Source organism: Bradyrhizobium ivorense (assembly GCF_900696085.1).
GTDB lineage: Bacteria > Pseudomonadota > Alphaproteobacteria > Rhizobiales > Xanthobacteraceae > Bradyrhizobium > Bradyrhizobium ivorense.
In genome coordinates this window covers 830,789-849,604 of the sequence record NZ_CAADFC020000016.1, presented here as the reverse complement: position 1 = coordinate 849,604, position 18,816 = coordinate 830,789, and the positions used below count along the sequence as shown (strand labels likewise).

General features: G+C 61.4%; 19 protein-coding genes and 1 pseudogene. 9 read left to right on the top strand and 11 right to left on the bottom strand.

The window, feature by feature from the left end; genetic code table 11:
* Window positions 1–1,586 precede the first annotated feature (1,586 nt).
* From CI41S_RS23990 to CI41S_RS23975, 3 genes are all read right to left on the bottom strand, one after another.
* On the bottom strand, window positions 1,587–1,763 hold the full coding sequence (locus CI41S_RS23990; RefSeq protein WP_175607161.1) for a hypothetical protein: 177 nt from the start codon (window positions 1,761–1,763) through the stop codon (window positions 1,587–1,589).
* Between the two features lie 274 nt (window positions 1,764–2,037).
* A complete protein-coding gene (locus tag CI41S_RS23985) occupies window positions 2,038–2,400 on the bottom strand; it encodes a DNA ligase-like domain-containing protein (RefSeq protein WP_139861835.1) in 363 nt (120 codons plus the stop codon).
* Window positions 2,401–3,063: 663 nt separating this feature from the next.
* The gene (locus tag CI41S_RS23975; protein ID WP_139861833.1) at window positions 3,064–4,467 is read right to left on the bottom strand and encodes a TAXI family TRAP transporter solute-binding subunit; all 1,404 of its coding nucleotides are present in this window, start codon (window positions 4,465–4,467) and stop codon (window positions 3,064–3,066) included.
* 158 nt (window positions 4,468–4,625) lie between these two features.
* Between CI41S_RS23975 and CI41S_RS23970 the strand changes: the two genes are divergently transcribed.
* Complete coding sequence (locus CI41S_RS23970) at window positions 4,626–4,988, top strand: DUF1236 domain-containing protein (protein WP_139480493.1); 363 nt, start codon at window positions 4,626–4,628, stop codon at window positions 4,986–4,988.
* 604 nt (window positions 4,989–5,592) lie between these two features.
* On the opposite strand, the gene CI41S_RS45040 is transcribed toward CI41S_RS23970, so the two are convergent.
* The 6 genes from CI41S_RS45040 to CI41S_RS23925 all read right to left on the bottom strand — a co-directional run bounded on the left by CI41S_RS45040 (window position 5,593) and on the right by CI41S_RS23925 (window position 12,147).
* A complete protein-coding gene (locus CI41S_RS45040; RefSeq protein WP_283813138.1) occupies window positions 5,593–5,724 on the bottom strand; it encodes a hypothetical protein in 132 nt (43 codons plus the stop codon).
* A 164-nt stretch (window positions 5,725–5,888) separates the two neighbouring features.
* Complete coding sequence (locus CI41S_RS23955; RefSeq protein ID WP_139861832.1) at window positions 5,889–6,134, bottom strand: hypothetical protein; 246 nt, start codon at window positions 6,132–6,134, stop codon at window positions 5,889–5,891.
* A 442-nt stretch (window positions 6,135–6,576) separates the two neighbouring features.
* Window positions 6,577–6,933, bottom strand: a complete 357-nt coding sequence (locus CI41S_RS23945) for a hypothetical protein (RefSeq protein WP_139861830.1) — start codon at window positions 6,931–6,933, stop codon at window positions 6,577–6,579.
* Window positions 6,934–8,059: 1,126 nt separating this feature from the next.
* Window positions 8,060–9,181 (bottom strand): acetate/propionate family kinase, encoded by a 1,122-nt coding sequence (locus tag CI41S_RS23935; RefSeq protein WP_347339263.1) that lies wholly within the window; start codon window positions 9,179–9,181, stop codon window positions 8,060–8,062.
* Window positions 9,181–11,571 (bottom strand): phosphoketolase family protein, encoded by a 2,391-nt coding sequence (locus tag CI41S_RS23930; protein ID WP_139861829.1) that lies wholly within the window; start codon window positions 11,569–11,571, stop codon window positions 9,181–9,183. Before CI41S_RS23930 ends, CI41S_RS23935 begins: the two co-directional genes overlap by 1 nt.
* 75 nt (window positions 11,572–11,646) lie before the next feature.
* On the bottom strand, window positions 11,647–12,147 hold the full coding sequence (locus CI41S_RS23925) for a DNA-binding protein (protein WP_139861828.1): 501 nt from the start codon (window positions 12,145–12,147) through the stop codon (window positions 11,647–11,649).
* A 132-nt stretch (window positions 12,148–12,279) separates the two neighbouring features.
* Between CI41S_RS23925 and CI41S_RS23920 the strand changes: the two are divergent.
* From CI41S_RS23920 to CI41S_RS23895, 5 genes and pseudogenes are all read left to right on the top strand, one after another.
* Window positions 12,280–12,576: pseudogene (locus CI41S_RS23920) on the top strand (helix-turn-helix domain-containing protein); the annotation flags it as partial.
* Window positions 12,577–12,857: 281 nt separating this feature from the next.
* Window positions 12,858–13,667: an alpha/beta fold hydrolase gene (locus CI41S_RS23915; protein WP_244626694.1), complete on the top strand. Its 810-nt coding sequence runs from the start codon at window positions 12,858–12,860 to the stop codon at window positions 13,665–13,667.
* A gap of 736 nt (window positions 13,668–14,403) precedes the next feature.
* Complete coding sequence (locus CI41S_RS23905) at window positions 14,404–15,228, top strand: hypothetical protein (protein ID WP_244626673.1); 825 nt, start codon at window positions 14,404–14,406, stop codon at window positions 15,226–15,228.
* A gap of 33 nt (window positions 15,229–15,261) precedes the next feature.
* Complete coding sequence (locus tag CI41S_RS23900; RefSeq protein WP_139861825.1) at window positions 15,262–15,483, top strand: hypothetical protein; 222 nt, start codon at window positions 15,262–15,264, stop codon at window positions 15,481–15,483.
* Window positions 15,484–15,514: 31 nt separating this feature from the next.
* Window positions 15,515–15,919, top strand: a complete 405-nt coding sequence (locus CI41S_RS23895; protein ID WP_244622101.1) for a hypothetical protein — start codon at window positions 15,515–15,517, stop codon at window positions 15,917–15,919.
* Window positions 15,920–16,090: 171 nt separating this feature from the next.
* Here CI41S_RS23895 and CI41S_RS23890 read toward each other — a convergent pair whose 3' ends face one another.
* Window positions 16,091–17,191, bottom strand: coding sequence for an MFS transporter (locus tag CI41S_RS23890; protein WP_244626672.1), 1,101 nt, complete (start codon window positions 17,189–17,191; stop codon window positions 16,091–16,093).
* Window positions 17,192–17,376: 185 nt separating this feature from the next.
* On the opposite strand from CI41S_RS23890, the gene CI41S_RS23885 reads away from it, so the two are divergent.
* Genes CI41S_RS23885 through CI41S_RS23875 form a run of 3 tightly spaced genes read left to right on the top strand, consistent with a single transcriptional unit; the run spans window position 17,377 to window position 18,562 of the window.
* A complete protein-coding gene (locus CI41S_RS23885; RefSeq protein WP_139861824.1) occupies window positions 17,377–17,607 on the top strand; it encodes a hypothetical protein in 231 nt (76 codons plus the stop codon).
* A gap of 52 nt (window positions 17,608–17,659) precedes the next feature.
* A complete protein-coding gene (locus tag CI41S_RS23880; protein WP_139861823.1) occupies window positions 17,660–18,220 on the top strand; it encodes a type 1 glutamine amidotransferase domain-containing protein in 561 nt (186 codons plus the stop codon).
* Window positions 18,221–18,229: 9 nt separating this feature from the next.
* Window positions 18,230–18,562, top strand: coding sequence for a four-helix bundle copper-binding protein (locus CI41S_RS23875; protein WP_139861822.1), 333 nt, complete (start codon window positions 18,230–18,232; stop codon window positions 18,560–18,562).
* A gap of 39 nt (window positions 18,563–18,601) precedes the next feature.
* Here CI41S_RS23875 and CI41S_RS43640 read toward each other — a convergent pair whose 3' ends face one another.
* Window positions 18,602–18,748: a hypothetical protein gene (locus CI41S_RS43640; RefSeq protein ID WP_172626664.1), complete on the bottom strand. Its 147-nt coding sequence runs from the start codon at window positions 18,746–18,748 to the stop codon at window positions 18,602–18,604.
* Between the last annotated feature and the right edge of the window lie 68 nt (window positions 18,749–18,816).

Genomic DNA, 18,816 nt, shown 5'->3' with positions numbered 1-18,816 from the left:
CCGCGGAATCACCACTGGTCGGCCTTCCATTGATCGTCGGCGTCTTCCTGTGTCGGCTAGCGATATTCCCACCCCGTCATCTGAGCGAGATCCCTGCGCCTACGCGGAGAAGTCCAACAACCCGCAGGCCCGCATGGGGCCATCACCACCGTTTCGGATTATTAACCGAACGCGTCTCAGATCATGACGCCGTACCAAATCACGAGCGCGAAGATCACCAGCAAGACGACGATGATGATTTGTTCGCCGATGGGGACCGGTTGTTTGTCCATGACGGCCCGGCCCTCCGTGCGCGGGGAGCGGGGTGCTGCAACGGGCCGTTGGCATCAGCACAGTGCATCAACAACGCCGCCAAGCTTAAAATGATCGCTGGCGGCGTTGATCTAGCTCCGGGAAGGATGAGCAAAATCCCGACAGGTGGGAGTCGATACGAAGCGCGCCGTGGTTCATGTCCCAAATGGATTACTACCAAGGGAGTAGGTGCGGGGGCTGGCAATGCGAAGCGCGTCACCGGGTGCACAATCCCCGCGGCGGAGCTAAGACCCTTACCCGGTAGCTGGCGACGTAGCACCTGAAGCCGGCAATCGAGGTCGTCGACTTCAACAGGGCGTCTCGGGCTGCATTCGTCGGCGATCTGGTGAGCAAGTCAGCGGGGGGACAGGCGCGCGATAGCGCTCCTCGGGGCTGCTTGGTTTGTGGAGTTACATTGGCAATGACTCATCACAAAACTGCGTTGATGCTATTATTCGCCGTCGGGTCGCGCCTGCTGAAATTAGGAACCAACGCGGGCGCGAATAGTTTTCTGAATGGCGCCTTCCTTCGAGGGCGCATTGGAAGTGGTCAACTAAACTGCGGTCCCGCGCGCCCCCTCGCCGGGACCGTTTCTTTGGGGCGAGAACGACCGCTGGGAACGCTCTCCGAGACCTGTCGGTGATTTTTGACTGTTTTGGAGAAGCGCCATACTGGGAGCGCCGGGCAGCGAGGCCCCGTTGGGGTTTTGTGGGCTTCGGAGCCTCGCCTTCCGCCGGATCTCGAACCCTTGGAGAGGTCCCGAGGGGAGGAATTGAAGAACCTTTTCTGCGTGCCCGTCTTTAACCTGCGTTACCTTTCAAGCGAAGAGATCGGCGCCAGCCTGCGTCATCCGGACGTAGGTCCCGGTCTCGTGCTTCTCCAGCCAACCCCGGTCGATCGCATAGGCGAGGCCGGCGCTGTACTTGGCAGGCGTCCCCTTGTCCTCGAACAGGAACGGGCCGTTGATCTTCTCAATGTAGATGCGCCCGTCTTTCGAGGCGCAAACGGTAGCCGTCGACGCGGGTTAGCGAATCTCTTCTCTCAACCTCTGCGCTAAGACATCAGCTTGTTCTTTTGTCAGCTTCTCTGCGAATGGGCCGCCTTTTTCTGCCTGGGCCGGCCCCTTGCGTTCGTTATCGTAGACCATCCAACCAGTGCCGCCTCTCCGAACAAGGAACCGGCCTTGCATCGGCCGCCCAACTGTATCCATTACAATCACCACGAGGCTAGGGTCAGGCACACTCGGGCCTACGGCGCCGACCGTCTATGAACTATGTGAAATCGGCCTCTCGACTTTAGGCGAATAGGTCGTCGCCGGCCGGCAACATCCGCACATAGGTGCAGCTCTCGTGAAGTTCTAGCCAGCCGCGATCGATCGCCACCTTTAGGCCAGCGCTGTATTCAGCCGGAGTGCCCTTATCCTCGAACAGAAAAGGACCGTTGATCTTCTCGATACAGATGCGGCCGTCCAACTTTCGGTAGGGCTTCTCAAGAACCGATCACGAATCGAATGACGAAATAAACGCCCGCCACAATAGCGGCGGTCACTCCGAGTGACAGTAGGACGCGCCAAAGGGCACCCTTTTTAGGTTCGAAGATTGGTTCGCTCTGACGAGGCAAGGTATCTCAAATCAAAAAGCTGGATTAGCGCTCACATAAACAGGCCTAGTTGTTCCTCGCCTTAACATGGGCGAACATCGACTCCCGATTTAACGTTCCCCTGGCCACGATTTAACGTTCCCCTGGCTACCAAGTCGACGGTCGGTTCGTGGTGGATATGTTGTTGGTCCGCAACGCCACAAAGTGGCTGCGCTTGAACGGGTGGCCGTGCCGGCGAGAGCAATCTTTGCAGCGCATGGAGCGCTCCAGCTCGTGGACCGGCGTCCACTTCGGATGGCCATCGGCGCCATCGCTCCAGCGGTAGCCGCGCCGCTTGAGCTCATCCTTGGCCGCGTAGGGCCGCTCGCGATGTTTCGATACCACGCCCTCGAGGCCCATCAGGCAGGCATGGCGGTAAAGCTCGGGGCCGATCTCGCCCTGCTCGAACGGCGCCGGTGGATGCCGTCCGACGCGGCGGGTGAGGATCCGGGCGAGGTTGGTCTTGCGCAAGTGCAACGGCAGCTTGCGCAGGTCGTCGCCGTCGAGAGCGAGAATGTCGAAAGCGTAGAGCTACACCTCCATCGTGCCGGCGCGAGTGCAGGCCGTTGGAATCGGAGCGGCCGTCGACGCCAAGCAGCACGGCTTCGCCGTCGAGCACGAATGACGTGGCGCGGTTGCGCAGCGCAGCCTCGACGATCGCGGGAAAGCGGGTGCTCCAGTCGTGACCATTGCGGGTGGTGGCGGTTGAGCTTCCAGTGCCAGGTGAAGGGCGATCCGATCGAGCTGCGGGGTTTCTGACTGAGGCGACAAGTCCTTGTCGGAACTCTGGGTCTTCCGATGGGCCCGCCGAGCACGGCGCCCCGGCCGGCCGCCGACGATATCGCGACCCAACGCCTGCTACCGCGCGAGTCGCTCCTTCCGATGGCTCCTGGCGACCTCGGAAAGAACTGGGTACCCGACCGTGTTCCTGCGCCGGCCGCCCCCGCGCAGCTGACGCCTCCTCGCCGCGCCAGACCCGACACGGTCGACGCCAACCTGGCGGTCGGGCGTGCCAAGGTCGATGCGAGAGCCGCCGCGCATCTATCTCCGCGGGAGGTCTTCTCGATCTTGAACGACGGTTCGGTGCTTTCGACGGTGTTGCAGAAGTCATGAGTATTGGCCTGCCGGGTACGACTATCGGCGAGACGCGAGGGTCGGTCCTTGAGTCCGCGCTTGATCGACGAGACCGCTCTGCAGCGCCGCCCGCCTTTCCGCGACCGCATGATTGAACAGCTCAAGAACAAGGCCGAATGCGGCGAGGTCCTCCTGTTCGATAGCTCCATCGTCGTAGCATTTGAGGGTCTCGCCGATGATCGCGTCGACCTCCCGCTGCGATGCCAGCAGATCCTGTTCGGAGCCGGCATCGCGAACTTCCGAGATCGCGGCGAGAATGCGGTTGCGATGACTGGTGTTATCGTCCCGCTCATCCCGGTTCAGGTAGCGCCGCAGCCAGGCGGCGGCCGAACCGATCCCGGAAAGAAGAAGCAGGGCGAACCAGAAGTAGTCGCTGTACTTGTCCAGAAACGTCCGCTCGGTCCCGTTGATGACTGCTGCGGCGCCCCGGTGCACGGAGGGCTCAGCCTCCTTCTCCGTCTCCGGCTTCGTGATGTGCGCCGCGCCGGCGACACGTTGCTTGATCGTGTCGCGTACGGCGAAAAGCTGCCGGTAGAACGCCGCCGCCTTGGCTTCCGACAGTTCTTTTCTGGCAAGGATGAGATGGTTGACGCTGATGGTGTCGATCTTGTCCTCGGGCCAGGCCGGTTTGGCGTTGAAGACGCTGCCGGGGATCTCCTCGGCTTCGTAGCGGGGATGCCGCAGGGCGATCGCCTCGGACGCTTCGACCGGAAGAAACTTCGGCGCTCCGCGCGATCGGGACGTCGCGGCGATGGCCGCGGCCGTGATCTTGCTGTCGAGGGGACCGACGGCGAGATACGCGTCCAGCGTGGTGTCCTGCGCAAGCTTTTCGATCTCTTCGGTGCCGAATTGAGCCGCGGCAACCTTGTCGGGCTGCACGCCTGAGCTTTCTAGAATTGTCCGCAGGAGCGCGACGTTGGCGCCGGTCTTTCCGATGATGCCGACTTTATGCCCCGCAAGATCGGCGATCTCTCCGATCTTCGCGGCGGCCTTCTTCTTGGAGTCCTTGCCTGCGCGTCCAGACGGCGACCATATGACGACGTAGTTCTTACGCAGGACGGCTAGCGTCTGCGCATCAGCCGGCATGGCGAGGTCGCCGCGACCGATTGCCAGGTCGGTTTTGCCGGCACCCAGGAAGGTAAGGGATTCGGCTGCTCCGGCGGTAGTGATAGGGGACAGTCTAACCGTCCTGCTTTCCTCTTCGAAGGCCTCCGCCATCGCTTGGACCACCTGATGGTCGTCGCTGCCTGCGGGGCCGACGGCGATCCGGAGGGTCTCGGGCTGGAGGACGTAGAACAGGGCGGCCGCAGCGGCGCCGAAGACGACGAATCCTAAAGCCAACAGGATCAGGAGCCTTCGCTGGCGTCGATCGGAGGCGCTCCTGACTGCATCGGACGGTGGCATCAGCGGACTCCCTGAGCAAGCGCCTGCTGAGAACCTGGGGCGAACCATTGCCGAACCTGAATGTTCCATCGCACGCGAGGACCTCTGCGGACGAGCGGGAACCTGGCCATCGTTCAAGGGTTCTCGACCCTGCCGCATATGGCGGCGAGGAGAGAAAGATGAACAAGCGTCTACTGACGGCTGCGCTGGCGGAGATGATCGCAACGGGCGCGATGGCGCAGTCCACCGTCGTCAGCACCACCGGCACCGGACATGCCGCCGCCGTGCAGATCGAACCGGAAGACCGCACGAAGATCCGCACCCACGTCACCGAGCACAAGGTCCGTCCCGTGGAGACCCGCGAGAAGATCGTCGTCGGTCAGCGGGTGCCGCGCGAAGTCGAGCTCGAGGCGGTGCCTACCGACTGGGGTCCCTCGCTCACCAAGTACCGCTATGTCTACTCGGGCGAGCGCGTGATGCTGGTCGATCCGTCGACCCGAACGGTCGTCAGTCGACTAATCCCTCCAGCGGCGGTTTGCTGAGCGGGCGGCCGCCACTCCAATCCCGCCCCCGCCGATACCTGACTTCTCATTTGCGAGCGGCCGTTCAACGCAGTTCGATCTCAAGGAAATGCTTCAGAAGTGCTCACGATCGGGAACGCTAGGAGTCCCGATCACATCCAGCGGCTGGGCGGAGTCGACTTGAGATTACGACCGAACCCTATTCGGCTGCCAGGCTGGGCAACTACGGAACTGGGGATGGTCATCGGGGGCGCGTTCGGCGGGCGTCCTGCCGGCGCTCTCCTGCTCGCCAAGCGGCGGACCGAAGATGGCGCGCGTGATCTCGGCGCCGAAAAGAAGAATTTGCGCGGAATAGTAGGACCACAACGGAACAAGCGCGAGGGCCCTGGCGGCGCCGTAGGCCGAGCTGCCATCCCGACACAGTGGCCGACCGCAGCAAATCAATCCGAGAGGCTGCTGAAGCAGAGGCTCAACGCGTCAATGCAGCATCCGACGCCATCCGGAACGAGCAGGGTTTCAATTAGCGCCTGTGGCTACGGAAAGTTATCTCGTCCTGCAATGCCATAAGGCCGATTGAGGAAGAATTCGCGATTGCCCAACCCAGCTTCAGCGTATTGGTCGATTGCTACGATGATTGCTCTGACGTGCTGGTATCGCCAGCCTTCTCGCGTAGCCCAATGGAGATGTGCCAGGCGTCCTCCGCGATTTTCTTGAAGCGCTTGGTCGAGTTGTTGCCGCGCCCGGTGTAGATCTTCACCTCTTGATTGGCGAATGGGTTTGGAACTTAATCTCGTGAATCCAGCGCGTGCCGCTCGGCACCTCGGGCCGGTGCAATGAAGCCGGGAAAGAGTGCCTTGGTGCCGATCGCCTCCGGCTTCTTGCGTTGGAATGGCAGAGGGCGAGTTGCTGCCGGAGGTGGACCTACTTGGTGAGCCTGTAAACATCGCCTGGCTTGAGGTTGAGCTCCTCGAATAGCCGTTGCTGCTCTTGTGTCAGGGGCTGGTCAATAAGTTCCGCTGTCCACCCCTCCGGAACGGCAGCAAGAACCAACGTCAGGGCCTGACTTGGTTTAGCTAGCGCAATCCAAATCTGGCTTGGCACGTCCGACGCCAAATCGTCCGCAGTGACTTCAACAATAGTAAACTTGCTGCCGAACGACTCTGCCATCGGGGCTAATTTGGTTGCAGACCGTTGGTTTCTAGTGGCTAGGACGGCCGAGATGCCGTCCATTTGGATGAACAGAGCTTACGAACTTCGCTCTTTGCGAAGTAGCTCCAAGGCATGCCACATCTCTGGAGTGAAGCTTGCACCCAACGCAAGCGAGCCAATCATTACTTCCTCAGAGCTGCGCTCGCGTAGCGTCTCCAATAGCTCCATCACGCGCTGGTGGTTGAGTGGAGTCATTTTCGAGCGTTCTCAGGTGGGCGGCCTTAGGCCGGGCGACATCAGTCACTCCGTCATGTTAGCGGTGATCTCGTGTTGCCGCGCCTTCCTCAGCAGGGCTTCCCTTCGTGCGCCTGGAGGAAGCACTTTTGCTTCCTCGCGCAGGCTTTTCGCCTCGTGCTCAAGCCGTGCTTCCAATGATTGAGTTTGCCTATGCGCCGCTTTTTCATGGCGCTGCTCCCGGCTGGGGGTAGGGGGGAGCGATTTCGACATTGGCTTTGTCGTCGTGTCTGAAGTAGCTCGTCCGGCCGCCGTCCCACTTCACCTTGACCTGGCCGTTAATCTCGACGACGGTGCCAAGCTCATCGTGGTTTTTGCGGGAAACGCGCTGGCCAACTTGCCAAGCGCTGCGATCGGCAGGCGTGTCCTTGATCGCGGCATCGATCGCCTTCCTGGCCCGATGCGCCGCGTTCTGCCGACCAAAGCCCTGACCGCATTTAGAGGTGCCGTTAAGCTCGAATTGCCAACGCCAGCCGTTCGGAATGGATTGCAGAATGCCGACGACAATGCCTCGATATTCCATCGAGTCACGCTCCCTTGCAACGCAGGCGGGAGCGCACTTGGTCTCTCAGCCATCGACGCCTACGGCTAAGCCTTGGCCGGTGATGCCGGTAAACTAACAGAACCGACGTTGGTTCAATAGCGGATCCGGAACTCCGTTCGACCACCGAAAGGACCCCAGCGAGGGCAAGGCGCTGGGCCAATTTAACAGGTTTCGATCGCCATGAGGCGCAGATCGACGCCTCTGCGGTATCCCATGCGTGATGCCCACCTACCGGTCACGGCGCCACGTTCACCGCATCAGAAGCCAAGCCACGCTGCCGATCAGGGCCACAAACGACACCGCTGCAGCACAAGCGAAGACAATCTCAACGCCGTCTATATGGTGGTTGTTGGCCTGCGTGCTGATCCCTCTTAGATCGGGACCCGGGGGCCGGATGACATCAGCCATTCGGTCAAATGGGCGGTGGTCTCTTCCTGGCGCGCCTTCCTCAACAGTATCTCGCGCTCTCGACTTGGGGGGAGTTTCTTCGCTCGTTGCCGTAGCTCTTGGGCTTCTCTGGCAAGGCGTTCTTCAAGGGGGAAAATCTGTTTAACCCGGCGTCGTCGCTTCATGGCTCCTCTCTCCAAAGCTGACGTTGCTGCCCCAAAAACGGGAAAAAGCACGACGAAGCCAAGAGTTCCATGGCTTGTTCTTTGGTCGGAGCAGGACGGGGACGCTCTTCGTTGCGAGCGGTGCCAAAGACGGAAAATTAGACAGTTGTCAAGTTGAGGTAATCGCAAGAGCGTCTTTGATGCCGCTTTTTCCCGCTACAATGACATTGGCGTTCCAGAGGGAGCGCTCTGATCGGGACGGCTTCGGCGTCCCGCCTAGCCCCGGAAGACACGCCGGCAGCCGTCCTGGTTGCGAATTCGTCGCAGAACTCCCTAAACAAAGCAGGGTCCGTTAGGTGGTATCGCAGCGCATTCTTGTCGTGGCACATCCATCGTGCATCCACGATGCTAACCTCGCGCTGGACGACTTCGGGGAGCGCTCGTTTCGCTTCGCGCGAGACCGGCGCCAAAAGCGCCAATCGCGTGACGCTGAACCTTTCAATAATGATCTCATTAGAGCCGACTCGGCAACAGCAGGAGAATGTGTTTGGCAATCATCGCTTCTTCGTCTGTTGGTACCACCTGCACCTTGATCTGGCAGCGTGGGCGCGAAATGGTGCTGGAGGATCGTTCGTTTCGATTTCCTCCAGTTCAATTCCCAGCCATCGAATCCTGTAGGAAATCTCGCTACGAACTTGCGAGCTATTCTCGCCAATGCCACCGGTAAACACCAGACGGTCCAGACCGCCGAGACTGACCGCCATCACGGCAATGTACTCCGCCGCCCGCGCGCAGAACTGATCGACGGCCAGTCGTGACCTTTGGTCCGATGCGGAGAGAAGAGTCCTCATATCGGAAGATACGCCTGATACTCCGACGAGGCCGGATTCACGGTAGAGCAGATCTTTGAGTTCCTGGGTCGAAAGTCCCTTCGATTCCAGCAGGTACAGCAAGAGCCCTGGATCGATGGCCCCCGATCGCGTCGCCATCATCAGCCCGTCCAGAGGTGTGAGGCCCATGCTCGTGTTGATGCTTCTGCCGTCTTGGAGCGCGCACACGCTGGATCCGTTGCCCAGGTGCGCGATGACAGTGCGCTTCTGGGGATCGCCGATCTGTGCGGCAACGTATTCGAACGAGAGGCCGTGAAATCCGTATCGATGAATGTCATCTCCGATATCTGGAATTGGCAACCGCTTGTAAACCGATGGCATATCGCGATGAAATGCCGTGTCGAAGCAGGCAACTTGCGCGAGCTCGGGGCGCGCCCGTTGCAGGGCCCGAATGGGGGCAAGGCAAGCAGGTTGATGGAGTGGTGCCAGCGGCGTAAGCGTATCGATCCGTTGTAGTACGTCGTCCTGGATCAGGATGGGAGCGGAGAAGTGGGCTCCTCCGTGCACGACCCGGTGGCCGACCGCAATCAGGGTGGCCCTCCCGAGAATGCATTGCAGCCGGGGAAGCAACGGAGAAATGGGATCGGTCTGTTCATCGGGGGCAGACTGCGCTTGATCAAGTATCTTGCCCGCAGCATCTTTGATGGTGAACCCGGCGCTCGATGCATGCCGGTCGAGAAGACCTCTGCAAATCAGCGAGAGGCCGGGATCATCGCCGTCGACGCGATAGGCCGCGAACTTTATGCTTGATGAGCCCGCGTTCAGCGCCAGAATTGCCTTGGTCATTACTCGTCCCGCCCGAAGGAGCGAGGCCAGCGCCAGTTCAGGATCTCGGGCATATCCTCACCGTGCTCGCGAATATAGCGGTGGTGCTCGGTCAGCTTTCCCTCGTAGAGCTGCCGGATCGCAGTCGCCTTGGCCTTTAGGCCGGGAACGCGCTCGACCGCCTCGATAGCGAGATGGAAGCGATCGAGCTCATTCATCACCACCATCTCGAACGGCGTGGTCGTCGTCCCCTTTTCCCGATAGCCGCGCGCGTGAATATTTTCATGATTGGCACGATTGTAGGTCGGCCGATGGATCATGTAGGGATAACCGTGATAGGCAAAGATCACCGGCCGGTCGCGCGTAAACAAACGATCGAATTCCTTGTCGGACAGTCCGTGCGGATGTTGCTCGCGCGGCTGCAGGGTCATCAGGTCGATGACGTTGACGACGCGGATCTTCAGATCGGGCAGTGCTTCACGTAGCAGGCTAACCGCGGCCAAGGTTTCGAGCGTTGGAATGTCGCCGGCGCAGGCCATGACCAAATCTGGTTCGTCAGTCCCCTCCGTGGTCGCCCATTGCCAGATACCGATGCCGTCCTTGCAGTGAGCCTCTGCCTCCTGCATCGAGAGCCATTGCGGCGACGATTGCTTCCCGGCGACGATGACATTGATACGATCGTAGGTGCGGAGGCAGTGATCGGCGACACAGAGCAAGGTGTTCGCGTCGGGTGGAAAGTAGATGCGAACGATATCGGAATCCTTGTTGGCGACAAGGTCGACAAAGCCTGGAACCTGATGCGTGAAGCCGTTGTGATCCTGACGCCAGACATGGGAACTGAGCAAATAGTTTAACGATGCGATCGGTCGGCGCCAAGGCAGGCGGCGCGACACTGCAAGCCACTTGGCATGCTGATTGAACATAGAGTCGACGATGTGAACAAAGGCCTCGTAGCAGTTGAAGAGGCCGTGGCGTCCGGTCAACAGGTAGCCCTCGAGCCATCCCTGGCACAGATGCTCGCTCAGGACCTCCATGACGCGACCATCGGGCGCGAGGCCCACGTCGAATGGCTCGATCTCTTCCAACCAGACGCGATCGGTGGCCTCGAAAACGGCATCGAGTCGATTTGAGGCGGTTTCGTCCGGCCCCATCAATCGAAATGTCTTGTTCGCTGCGTTCAGCCAAATGACGTCACGGAGATAGCCGCCCATGATCCGTGTGGCCTCGCCGAATTGTGAGCCGGGCGACCGGAGATCGACTGCGTAGCTACGGTAGTCCGGAAGTGTCAGCTTTCGTTTAAGGGTTCCGCCGTTAGCGTGCGGGTTGGCGCCCATCCGGCGCAGGCCCGTTGGCGCCAGCGCCTGAAGATCGGTGCGCAGGCAGCCAGCGTCGTCAAACAATGCCTCGGGACGGTAACTGCGCATCCACTTCTCGAGAATCTCGAGATGAGCGTGGTCGGTTCGGACGCCTTCAATGGGCACCTGGTGCGCACGCCAAAAACCCTCGACCTTCTTGCCATCGACTTCTTTCGGACCGGTCCACCCCTTGGGAGTGCGCAAGACAATCATCGGCCAGCGTGGGCGACCGGCGCTTGGATTGTTGCGGGCGCGGGTTTGCGTATCGCCGATGCGATCGAGCACCTCGTCGAGCGCCCGCGCCATCTTTTGGTGCATGTCGCTGGGATCCCTACCTTCGACAAACAGCGGATCAAAGCCGTAGCCTTTGAGTAGAAGCGAAATCTCCTCGTCGCGCATGCGTGCAAGAATCGTCGGGTTGGCGATTTTGTAGCCATTGAGGTGCAGGATCGGAAGCACAGCGCCGTCATGCGCCGGGTTCAGGAATTTATTCGAATGCCAGGATGCAGCGAGGGGGCCGGTTTCGGCTTCGCCGTCACCGATCACGCAGGCAACGATGAGGTTCGGGTTATCAAAGGCTGCCCCGTAGGCATGCAGCAATGAGTACCCCAGCTCGCCGCCTTCATGAATTGACCCTGGCGTCTCGGGCGCCGCATGGCTCGGAATGCCGCCTGGAAACGAGAACTGCCTGAAGAGCTTTCGCAAGCCGTCCTTGTCACGCGTGATATCCGGATAGATTTCAGAATAGGTCCCTTCAAGGTAGGTATTGGCGACCATTCCGGGTCCGCCGTGGCCCGGCCCGCAGATGTAGATCATGTCGAGGTCGCGTGCCCTGATGACGCGATTGAGGTGCGCGTAGATGAAGTTGAGCCCCGGCGTGGTCCCCCAATGACCGAGCAGCCGAGGCTTGATGTGCTCGGGTTGCAGCGGCTCACGCAGAAGAGGGTTGTCCAGCAGGTAGATCTGACCGACGGACAGGTAGTTCGCTGCCTGCCAATACTGGTCGAGTGCGGTCAGGTCGGTCTTATCGGGTGAACTGGCGTCCATCGAAAGCATCCCTGGAAGAGCGGTCTGCGAACCAATCTCCGGCGCTTGGGAAAGTTGCCTTAGCGTTACAAATGCCTACAGGCCCTATCGGCGACGCGCCCTCGTCCGGGCTGCCTTCTTTGCCGCGGCCGAGCGGCGTGCCGGTCCCTTGGTCTTGGCTGCCTTGCGGGCTGCGGCCGAGCGCGCCGAGGCCGAGCGGTGCGACGCCGCCTGTCGTGTTTGTTTCGACAGCGCGGACCGCGATGCACTGCCGTGGGGCTCCCGCTTCAGGGCTCGAGATACGGCACGCGAAACACGCGGCCGGCGGCGGGGCTTCCGTTTGCCTTGGCCTGCCTCATACGCATATTCGGCGCTCTTGCGCGTTTTCGCCTTTGCCTTGCCCTTTCCAGGCGGCCGGAGCGGAACGCCGGCGCGCCTCGCCTTGGACAGGCCGATTGCGATCGCCTGTTTCGGTGATCTCGCTCCATGTTGCCCGCGCCGAACCTTGCGAATTTCCTCATGGACAAACTCGCCGGCCTGGGTGGTTGCCGACTTGCCCGCACGTCGGTCCTGTTTCGCCTTTTGAATTGTTTTGCGTTCTGGCATCAGCTGTCTCCGCTATTGTGGAGATGGGGTGCGTATCAACGTTCGAATCGCTAAACTGATCCTTGACCGCTGTTCAGGAAAGATCTCGCTCTTAGTGCGTCTGCTCTTTCGCCGACATCGACGATCGCTCCCGATGTCGGCCGGAGGGTGGCGCTGGAGCGGGTCGCGCATTTGTTGTGCGAGCCATACGAGCGGCTGCTTCCGGTCGGAATGATCGAGGCACGGCTCGTGTCTGTTCCCGATCATGCAGACCGATCTCGCCGACGCGACTGCCTGTCCGTTGTCCATGTCAACAGGACGCTGCAGGAGCTGCGTGGCTCCGGCCTGATCGTGCTGCGCGATCGGACGCTGACGATCAAGGATTTGAAAGTCCTGAAGGATACCGCGCTGTCTTCTGCGGACTATCCGCACACCAAGCGGCGCGGCTGACGCGCGGCCAGGCGCGTTCCCGGCTTCGCCACGCAATGAACCGTTCCTCACAATGCCGAGATATACCAAGAGTCCGGCGACCCTGACATTCGGCTCGTAGGAACACAGCGAGGCGGATGGTGTTGGCCGGTGGCGTCGCCTGCAACGGATGCGACCGATAAGCTGGAAGGAGCCGGCGGATGATTAATCCCGTCGCTCGGCAACAGATGCTGCTGTCATGCCGCACGCGAGAGCTTGACGTTGCCTATGAGAACTCGGGTGCGGCTGATGCACGGCCATTGGTGCTGCTGCACGGCTGGCCTGATGGAGCGCGCTGTTGGGACCGCGTGATCGAGAAGCTCGGCGACCATCATTTCCGGATCTATGCGCCGTATCTTCGCGGTTCCGGCCCGACGCGGTTTCTGCAGGAGAAGACGATGCGCAGCGGCGCTATTTCGGCCCTGACCGTCGATCTGGCTGAATTCCTCGACGCCCTCGATCTGAATGATGTCGTGCTCGCCGGCTACGATTGGGGCGCCCGGGTAGCCTATGGGGTTGCGGCCCTGTTTCCGAGCAGGGTAGCGGGCCTGGTGACGGCAGCGGCCGGCTATGCCACGGCGATGCAGGTGGCCGAGATGCCTTATGATCTGGCCAAAGCCTACTGGTACGAGTGGTTCGTCGCAACTTCGCTCGGCGAGAAAGCCTATCGTGAGGATCGGCAGCGGCTATGCCGGTATCTCTGGGCAAGCTGGTCGCCGCCATGGCCGGGCCGCGATGCCGAATTCGATGCGATCGCAGCTACGCTCGACAATCCCGACTGGGCCGATATCAGTCTTCACGCCTATCGGCAACGTTGGCACGATGCCAAGGGAGCACCGGAGCACGAGGAAATCGAGCATCGTCTCGCCGGGGCGCCCGAAATATCGATACCGACCATCATGCTTCAGGGGGCCGAGGATCGCGACAATCAGCCGGTCACCTCCGAGAACAAGGAGAAGTATTTTACCGCGGGCTACGAGCGCCGTCTGCTTGGTGGCGTCGGACACTTCGTGCCCCGCGAAGCGCCGCAGGCGTTCGCTGATGCGATCCTCGAAATTGCGCAGCGGACCTGAGGCGCGCTCGCATCGCATTGTCGATCCGAACGGTGACAGTGATTTGTCGTGACGAAGACGAAACGACGAGTGATTGCGCGGGAGATGAAATTACGCTTGCTGTGTTAACATACTTAAACTCGCCTCGTGCCGTCTTAGATTACGATCAGGCTCAATTGACCAGGGCAGGGAGACGGCCATGCTGGACGGTGAAACCGCGGCAGTGCTTCGCGCCGTGCTTGATGAGGTGTGCGGAGATGTGCCGCGCTCCGATACCACGCGGCGGACCAGCGTAGCGTCCGGGTTATTGCAAGCCGTCCGGGATGGGCGCTCGTCACTCGATGAACTCCGAATCGCAGGCCGAGCTGCGTTACAGTCTGCCCCGAGCATGTGGCGCTGAGCCCTGCCGTCCGCGTGACGATTTCTCACGGCGCTCCGGCCGTCGGGCGGCTCTTTCGTTGACCGAACTCTGGCGCGGTTGGTCGAGGCAAGCTGGACACCTCGTTCTGGCCGCACAGGCGCCCCATGCCCGTACGGAGCTTCAGCGATGGTTCACGTCCGTTGATCTTCGCTTCCGCATCGCACCCCTGCGTCCGCATAGGAACCTTGCCGTCTCGGCCAGATTGTCAGAACAAAGCGGAGGAGTTTTGGATGAACCAGTTGATTTATCTGGTGGGACTGATCGTGGTCATACTCGCGATCTTGTCGTTCTTCGGACTGCGATAGGCGGGTCATGGATAACGAGCGAGGGCTTGCCGTGTCCGCCGGCAACAGGACCGTCTTTCGGCTACAATGGAGTCCAGTATTCGCGGGCGCGCTGACTGCGGCCGCACTGTCGACTATTCTGATCGGCTTTGCCGCAGCGGTCGGTTTGGATGTCAGCTCGAGCTCGCCATCATGGTGCGACGCATCGGCGGCGCTCGCGCTTCTGTCGGGGCTATATCTGATCCTGCAGGCACTGGTGAGCTTCGGCGTCGGCGGCTACATCGCCGGCCGTGCGCAACGGGTGATCGGCTCGGCGCCAGCCGATGTGACGGAGAATCGCGACGGGCTTCACGGCCTGACGGCCTGGGCGTTCGCCGTCATTCTCGGCACCGCAATCGTTGCACTGGTGGGTCTGTCTGTCACGCGCCCGACGATCCAGAGCCGGCCGTCGGTGACGGCCGCGGAGCCTTTGCTGAGCGCCGAGCTCGACCGCCTGTACCGGTCGTTGCGGCGTCCGGCCAATATCGATATCGGCTATGAGCGCGCGGAGGCAGGCCGCATCCTGCTGACCAGTTCTGGCCACAGCGGTATCAGCACCGAGGATCACAGCTATCTGATCCAGCAGGTCGCGGCCTCGACCGGGCTGGCTGCCGCGGAGGCCGAGAAGCGCGTCGACAGCGTCATCGGCGATGCCAGAACCGCCATCCAGCGATCGCGGCGTAGCTCGGTGATCTTTGCATTCTCAGCCGCTGCGGCGCTGCTGTTCGGCGCGGTCATCGCTTGGGCTGCAGCCTGTGCAGGCGGGCGGCATCGCGACGGCGCAGCGCTGCCGGAATGGCTGGGCGGCAGGCCGACGACGGCTGTGCCGGTGGTCTGATGCAGTCGTGAATGAGCTTCAAGGGAGAAGATGATGGCAACGATCTTGGTCATGGATCACACAGGCGACACAAGGCAGTATTTCGATCCTGACGACGGCGAGCAACTGGCGTGGGCGAGTGCTCGCTTCGCCGAGCTGATGTCGGGCGGCTATACCGCCGCGGTGCGGCGATCCACGGGCGAAACCGCGCTCGTTCGCACGCTGGATCCGACCGCTGAGGAAACGCTATTTTATCCCAGACTGGTCGGCGGCTGACGCCATGATGGCTCGTCTACGGGATATGCCCATGCGGGTTGGGCTGGGGCGCGCCGCCGCGACGCTGGCGTCGATCTGGGACCGCTGGAAAGCGTATGAGCGCATCGAAGCGCGCGGGTTGGAGCTGCTTTCGGCATGGCTCTCTCCGGAGCAGCGCTCGCAGTTCGAGACCTACAAGCGCTTCGACGTGATCGGCTCGGACTCCGGCAAGCGGTATCGGATTTGCTACGGCACATCGACCAACGTCTACGAGATGGATGGCGGAGGCCGCGTTGTCCTTGGCTGGTGCTTCCGGCCCGCTGGATCGCTGGCGGCGGGCGATGTGATGCTTGCCCAGAAGATTGCCTTGGAAACCGATGAACGCGCCACGCTCATGGTGGCGCGACCGTTTTCGAGTTCGCTGCCGCCCCGTTCGGATCTCCATCCATGCGGCTAGGCTTTGCCGCGCCGCAGCCGCGCGGTCGGGAAACGTCACGCGGTCGGATGAGGCCGGCGCATCCGTGCTGGCTGAGGCGGAAGATTGCCGCCGCTCCCAGACTTGCGGAGCGGGCCTGCACACGAAAACCGCTTCAGTAGTGACGCACGGTGGTCCGGAAGACGATCCAGATCAGAACCGACAGCAATCCAAGTCCACCGAGCACGAGGAATGCAGGTCCGTAGCCGACCCATTGCGCGACCCAGCCCCGAGCGCGGGGCTGAGCGATGCGCCGACGCCCTGGATCGTAATAACCGCGCCTTGCCCAAGATTGACGCGGCCGGTTCCGTTCAGCGATCGCGCCACCATTCCCGGCACCGCGACGCTTTGCAGTCCGGCTCCGATGCCGTCGAGGATTTGCACCGGCAGGACGCCCCACCAACCAGAGAGAAAGAAAGCGAGCGCGCCGCGCACCGGCAGGGCCAGGAACGACAGCAGCAGGACGATCCAGTAGTTGCGGCGTTCGGCCGCGTGCATGCCGGCGATCGATGCCAGGATCATCACCGCCTGCGCGATCACGATGGTGGTTGCGACGAAGCTCGGACCATCGGCAAGACCGCCGGCGACCGCGGCAAGGCCGTAGAGCGGCACGATTGCCGCATTGCCGAGATGGAAGGCGGCGAGCGCAAGGGCGAGCACCAGCAGCGGCCTGTGCTTGACCAGCACCGTGAAGCCGCTGGGCTGGCTTTCCGGATCTTCCTCCTTACCGCGGGCCGCGTGGTAGTCGATGCTGTCGGGCGGGATCATCAGGACGCAGGCGATCGTGATCGCCCCAAACAGCGCAGCGAGCAGGAACACCGCCACGTAGCCGTATTGCCAGCCGAGATAGCCAGATGCCGCCGCGCCGATCATGTTACCGGCGTGGTTGAAGGCCTGGTTGCGGCCATTTTGCCGGTTGAAGCCGCGCTGCTTGACGATGCCGAGTGTGATGCCCGTGACCGCCGGAACGATGGCCGCACCCGCGATCGACGTCGCAACCTGGGACAAGGCCACAGCCCAGAATGTTTGCGACACCAGGATGACGGTTGACGCCACAACGACGGCGATGCCGGGCACGATCACCCACGCTCGCTTGTAGGTGGTGGTATCGATGCAGCCGCCGATCGGGGTCGTGATCAGCATGCCTGCGACATTGCCGAGCGTCATTGCGGTCCCGATCAGGCCGCTGCTCCAGCCATGCAACTGCAGGAATATCCCGACGAACGGTCCGATCCCGGACTGCATGTCCGCCATGAAGAAATTGACGGCAAGGAGCGGCCATAGACGTGCTGAGGCGGCAGACGTTCGTGCTTTGCGGCGGTTCATGTTCCATGAACGCGCGTAACCGCCGAATGACGCCGCGGCAGATTGATATTTTCCGCAACCGCGCATGCGGCAGCGCGCTTAGGAACCAACGGCAGCAGGCACACTTAAGCTAAATGGATCAGATCACCGAGCTGGAAAGATCGATCGCGCGCATTAAGGAAACCTGCGAACTGACAGGTATCGCAGACAAGTTCGACCGTGCGCTTCCCGAGCTTGAGACCTTTCTCGAGGCACAGGCCGCGAAGGGCGAGATGAGAGAAACCAGGCTGACCTTTGACGGGCTGTATTTCTTGCGGCGGTTGCTGACCGAAGCATTGCTCTCGCCACCGCGGAACGTTGAGTAACCGCATCGTCTCGCGCTGATCATGAACTGGCAAACCGATAACGGAGCAGCCAATGAACTTGAACGGCAAAAAGATCGCCATCCTCGCAACGCATGGCTTTGAGCAGTCGGAGCTCGAAGTGCCGCGTGATCGCCTGAAGACGGCTGGCGCCACGGTCGATGTCGTGTCGCTTGCCGCGGGCGAAATCAAGGGGTGGGACAAGAAGGATTGGGGGCGTCCGGTCAAGGTCGACAAGACGCTGGATCAAGCGGCCGCCGCCGATTACGACGCAGTCATTCTTCCCGGAGGACAGATCAATCCGGACCTGCTGCGTGTCGAACCCAAGGCATTGAAGTTCATCAAAGATATCTTCGATGCCAAGAAAGTTATCGCCGCGGTGTGCCATGCGCCATGGCTATTGATCGAGACCGGAATTGCCAAGGGCCGCAAGATGACCTCCTACAAGTCGATCAAGACCGACGTCGCAAACGCCGCCGCGACCTGGCAGGACGCCGAGGTCGTGGTGGATCAAGGCGTCATCACCTCTCGAAATCCCGGTGACCTCGAGGCCTTCAGCGCCAAGATCGCCGAGGAGGTCAGGGAGGGACCGCATACCCAGCGCAGTGCGGCGTGAGGGACGGTCATGGCGTTCTCGCAGGAAATGAACCGATGCATCGAGACTTGCCTGTCCTGCTACAAGACTGGTCTTGCCACCGCGATGAACCATTGCCTTGTCACCGGCGGCAAGCATGTCGAGCCGGCGCATTTCCGACTGATGATGGCTTGCGCGGAGATGTGCCGGACAGCGGCTCACTTCATGTTGATCAACACCCCGCACCACAAGCACACCTGCCGCGAATGCGCGGAGATCTGCGGCGAATGCGCCGAAGACTGCGAGAGCGTGGGTGGCATGGACGAATGCGCGGCGATGTGCCGTGCGTGCGCAGAATCCTGCAGGAGAATGGCCGCGGCCTGACCGGCAGGCAAGGCTCCGCGACCAATCGCGCACGCTCGCCTATTTGATCAAGATGTAGACGACGATGATGATCACCAGAGCGATGACCGCCGAGGTGATCATCATGCCGTAGGGACGTGCTTTCCGTGCTTGCGCCATCTCGGTGGCGCTCGGCGGCGGTGGTTCGGCCGGACCTTCTCGGACCATGATTGACGTCCTGCTCGTGGCAACTCTAACCCGACGCGGCCGCGAGAGCTTGGTTCCTAATCCATCTC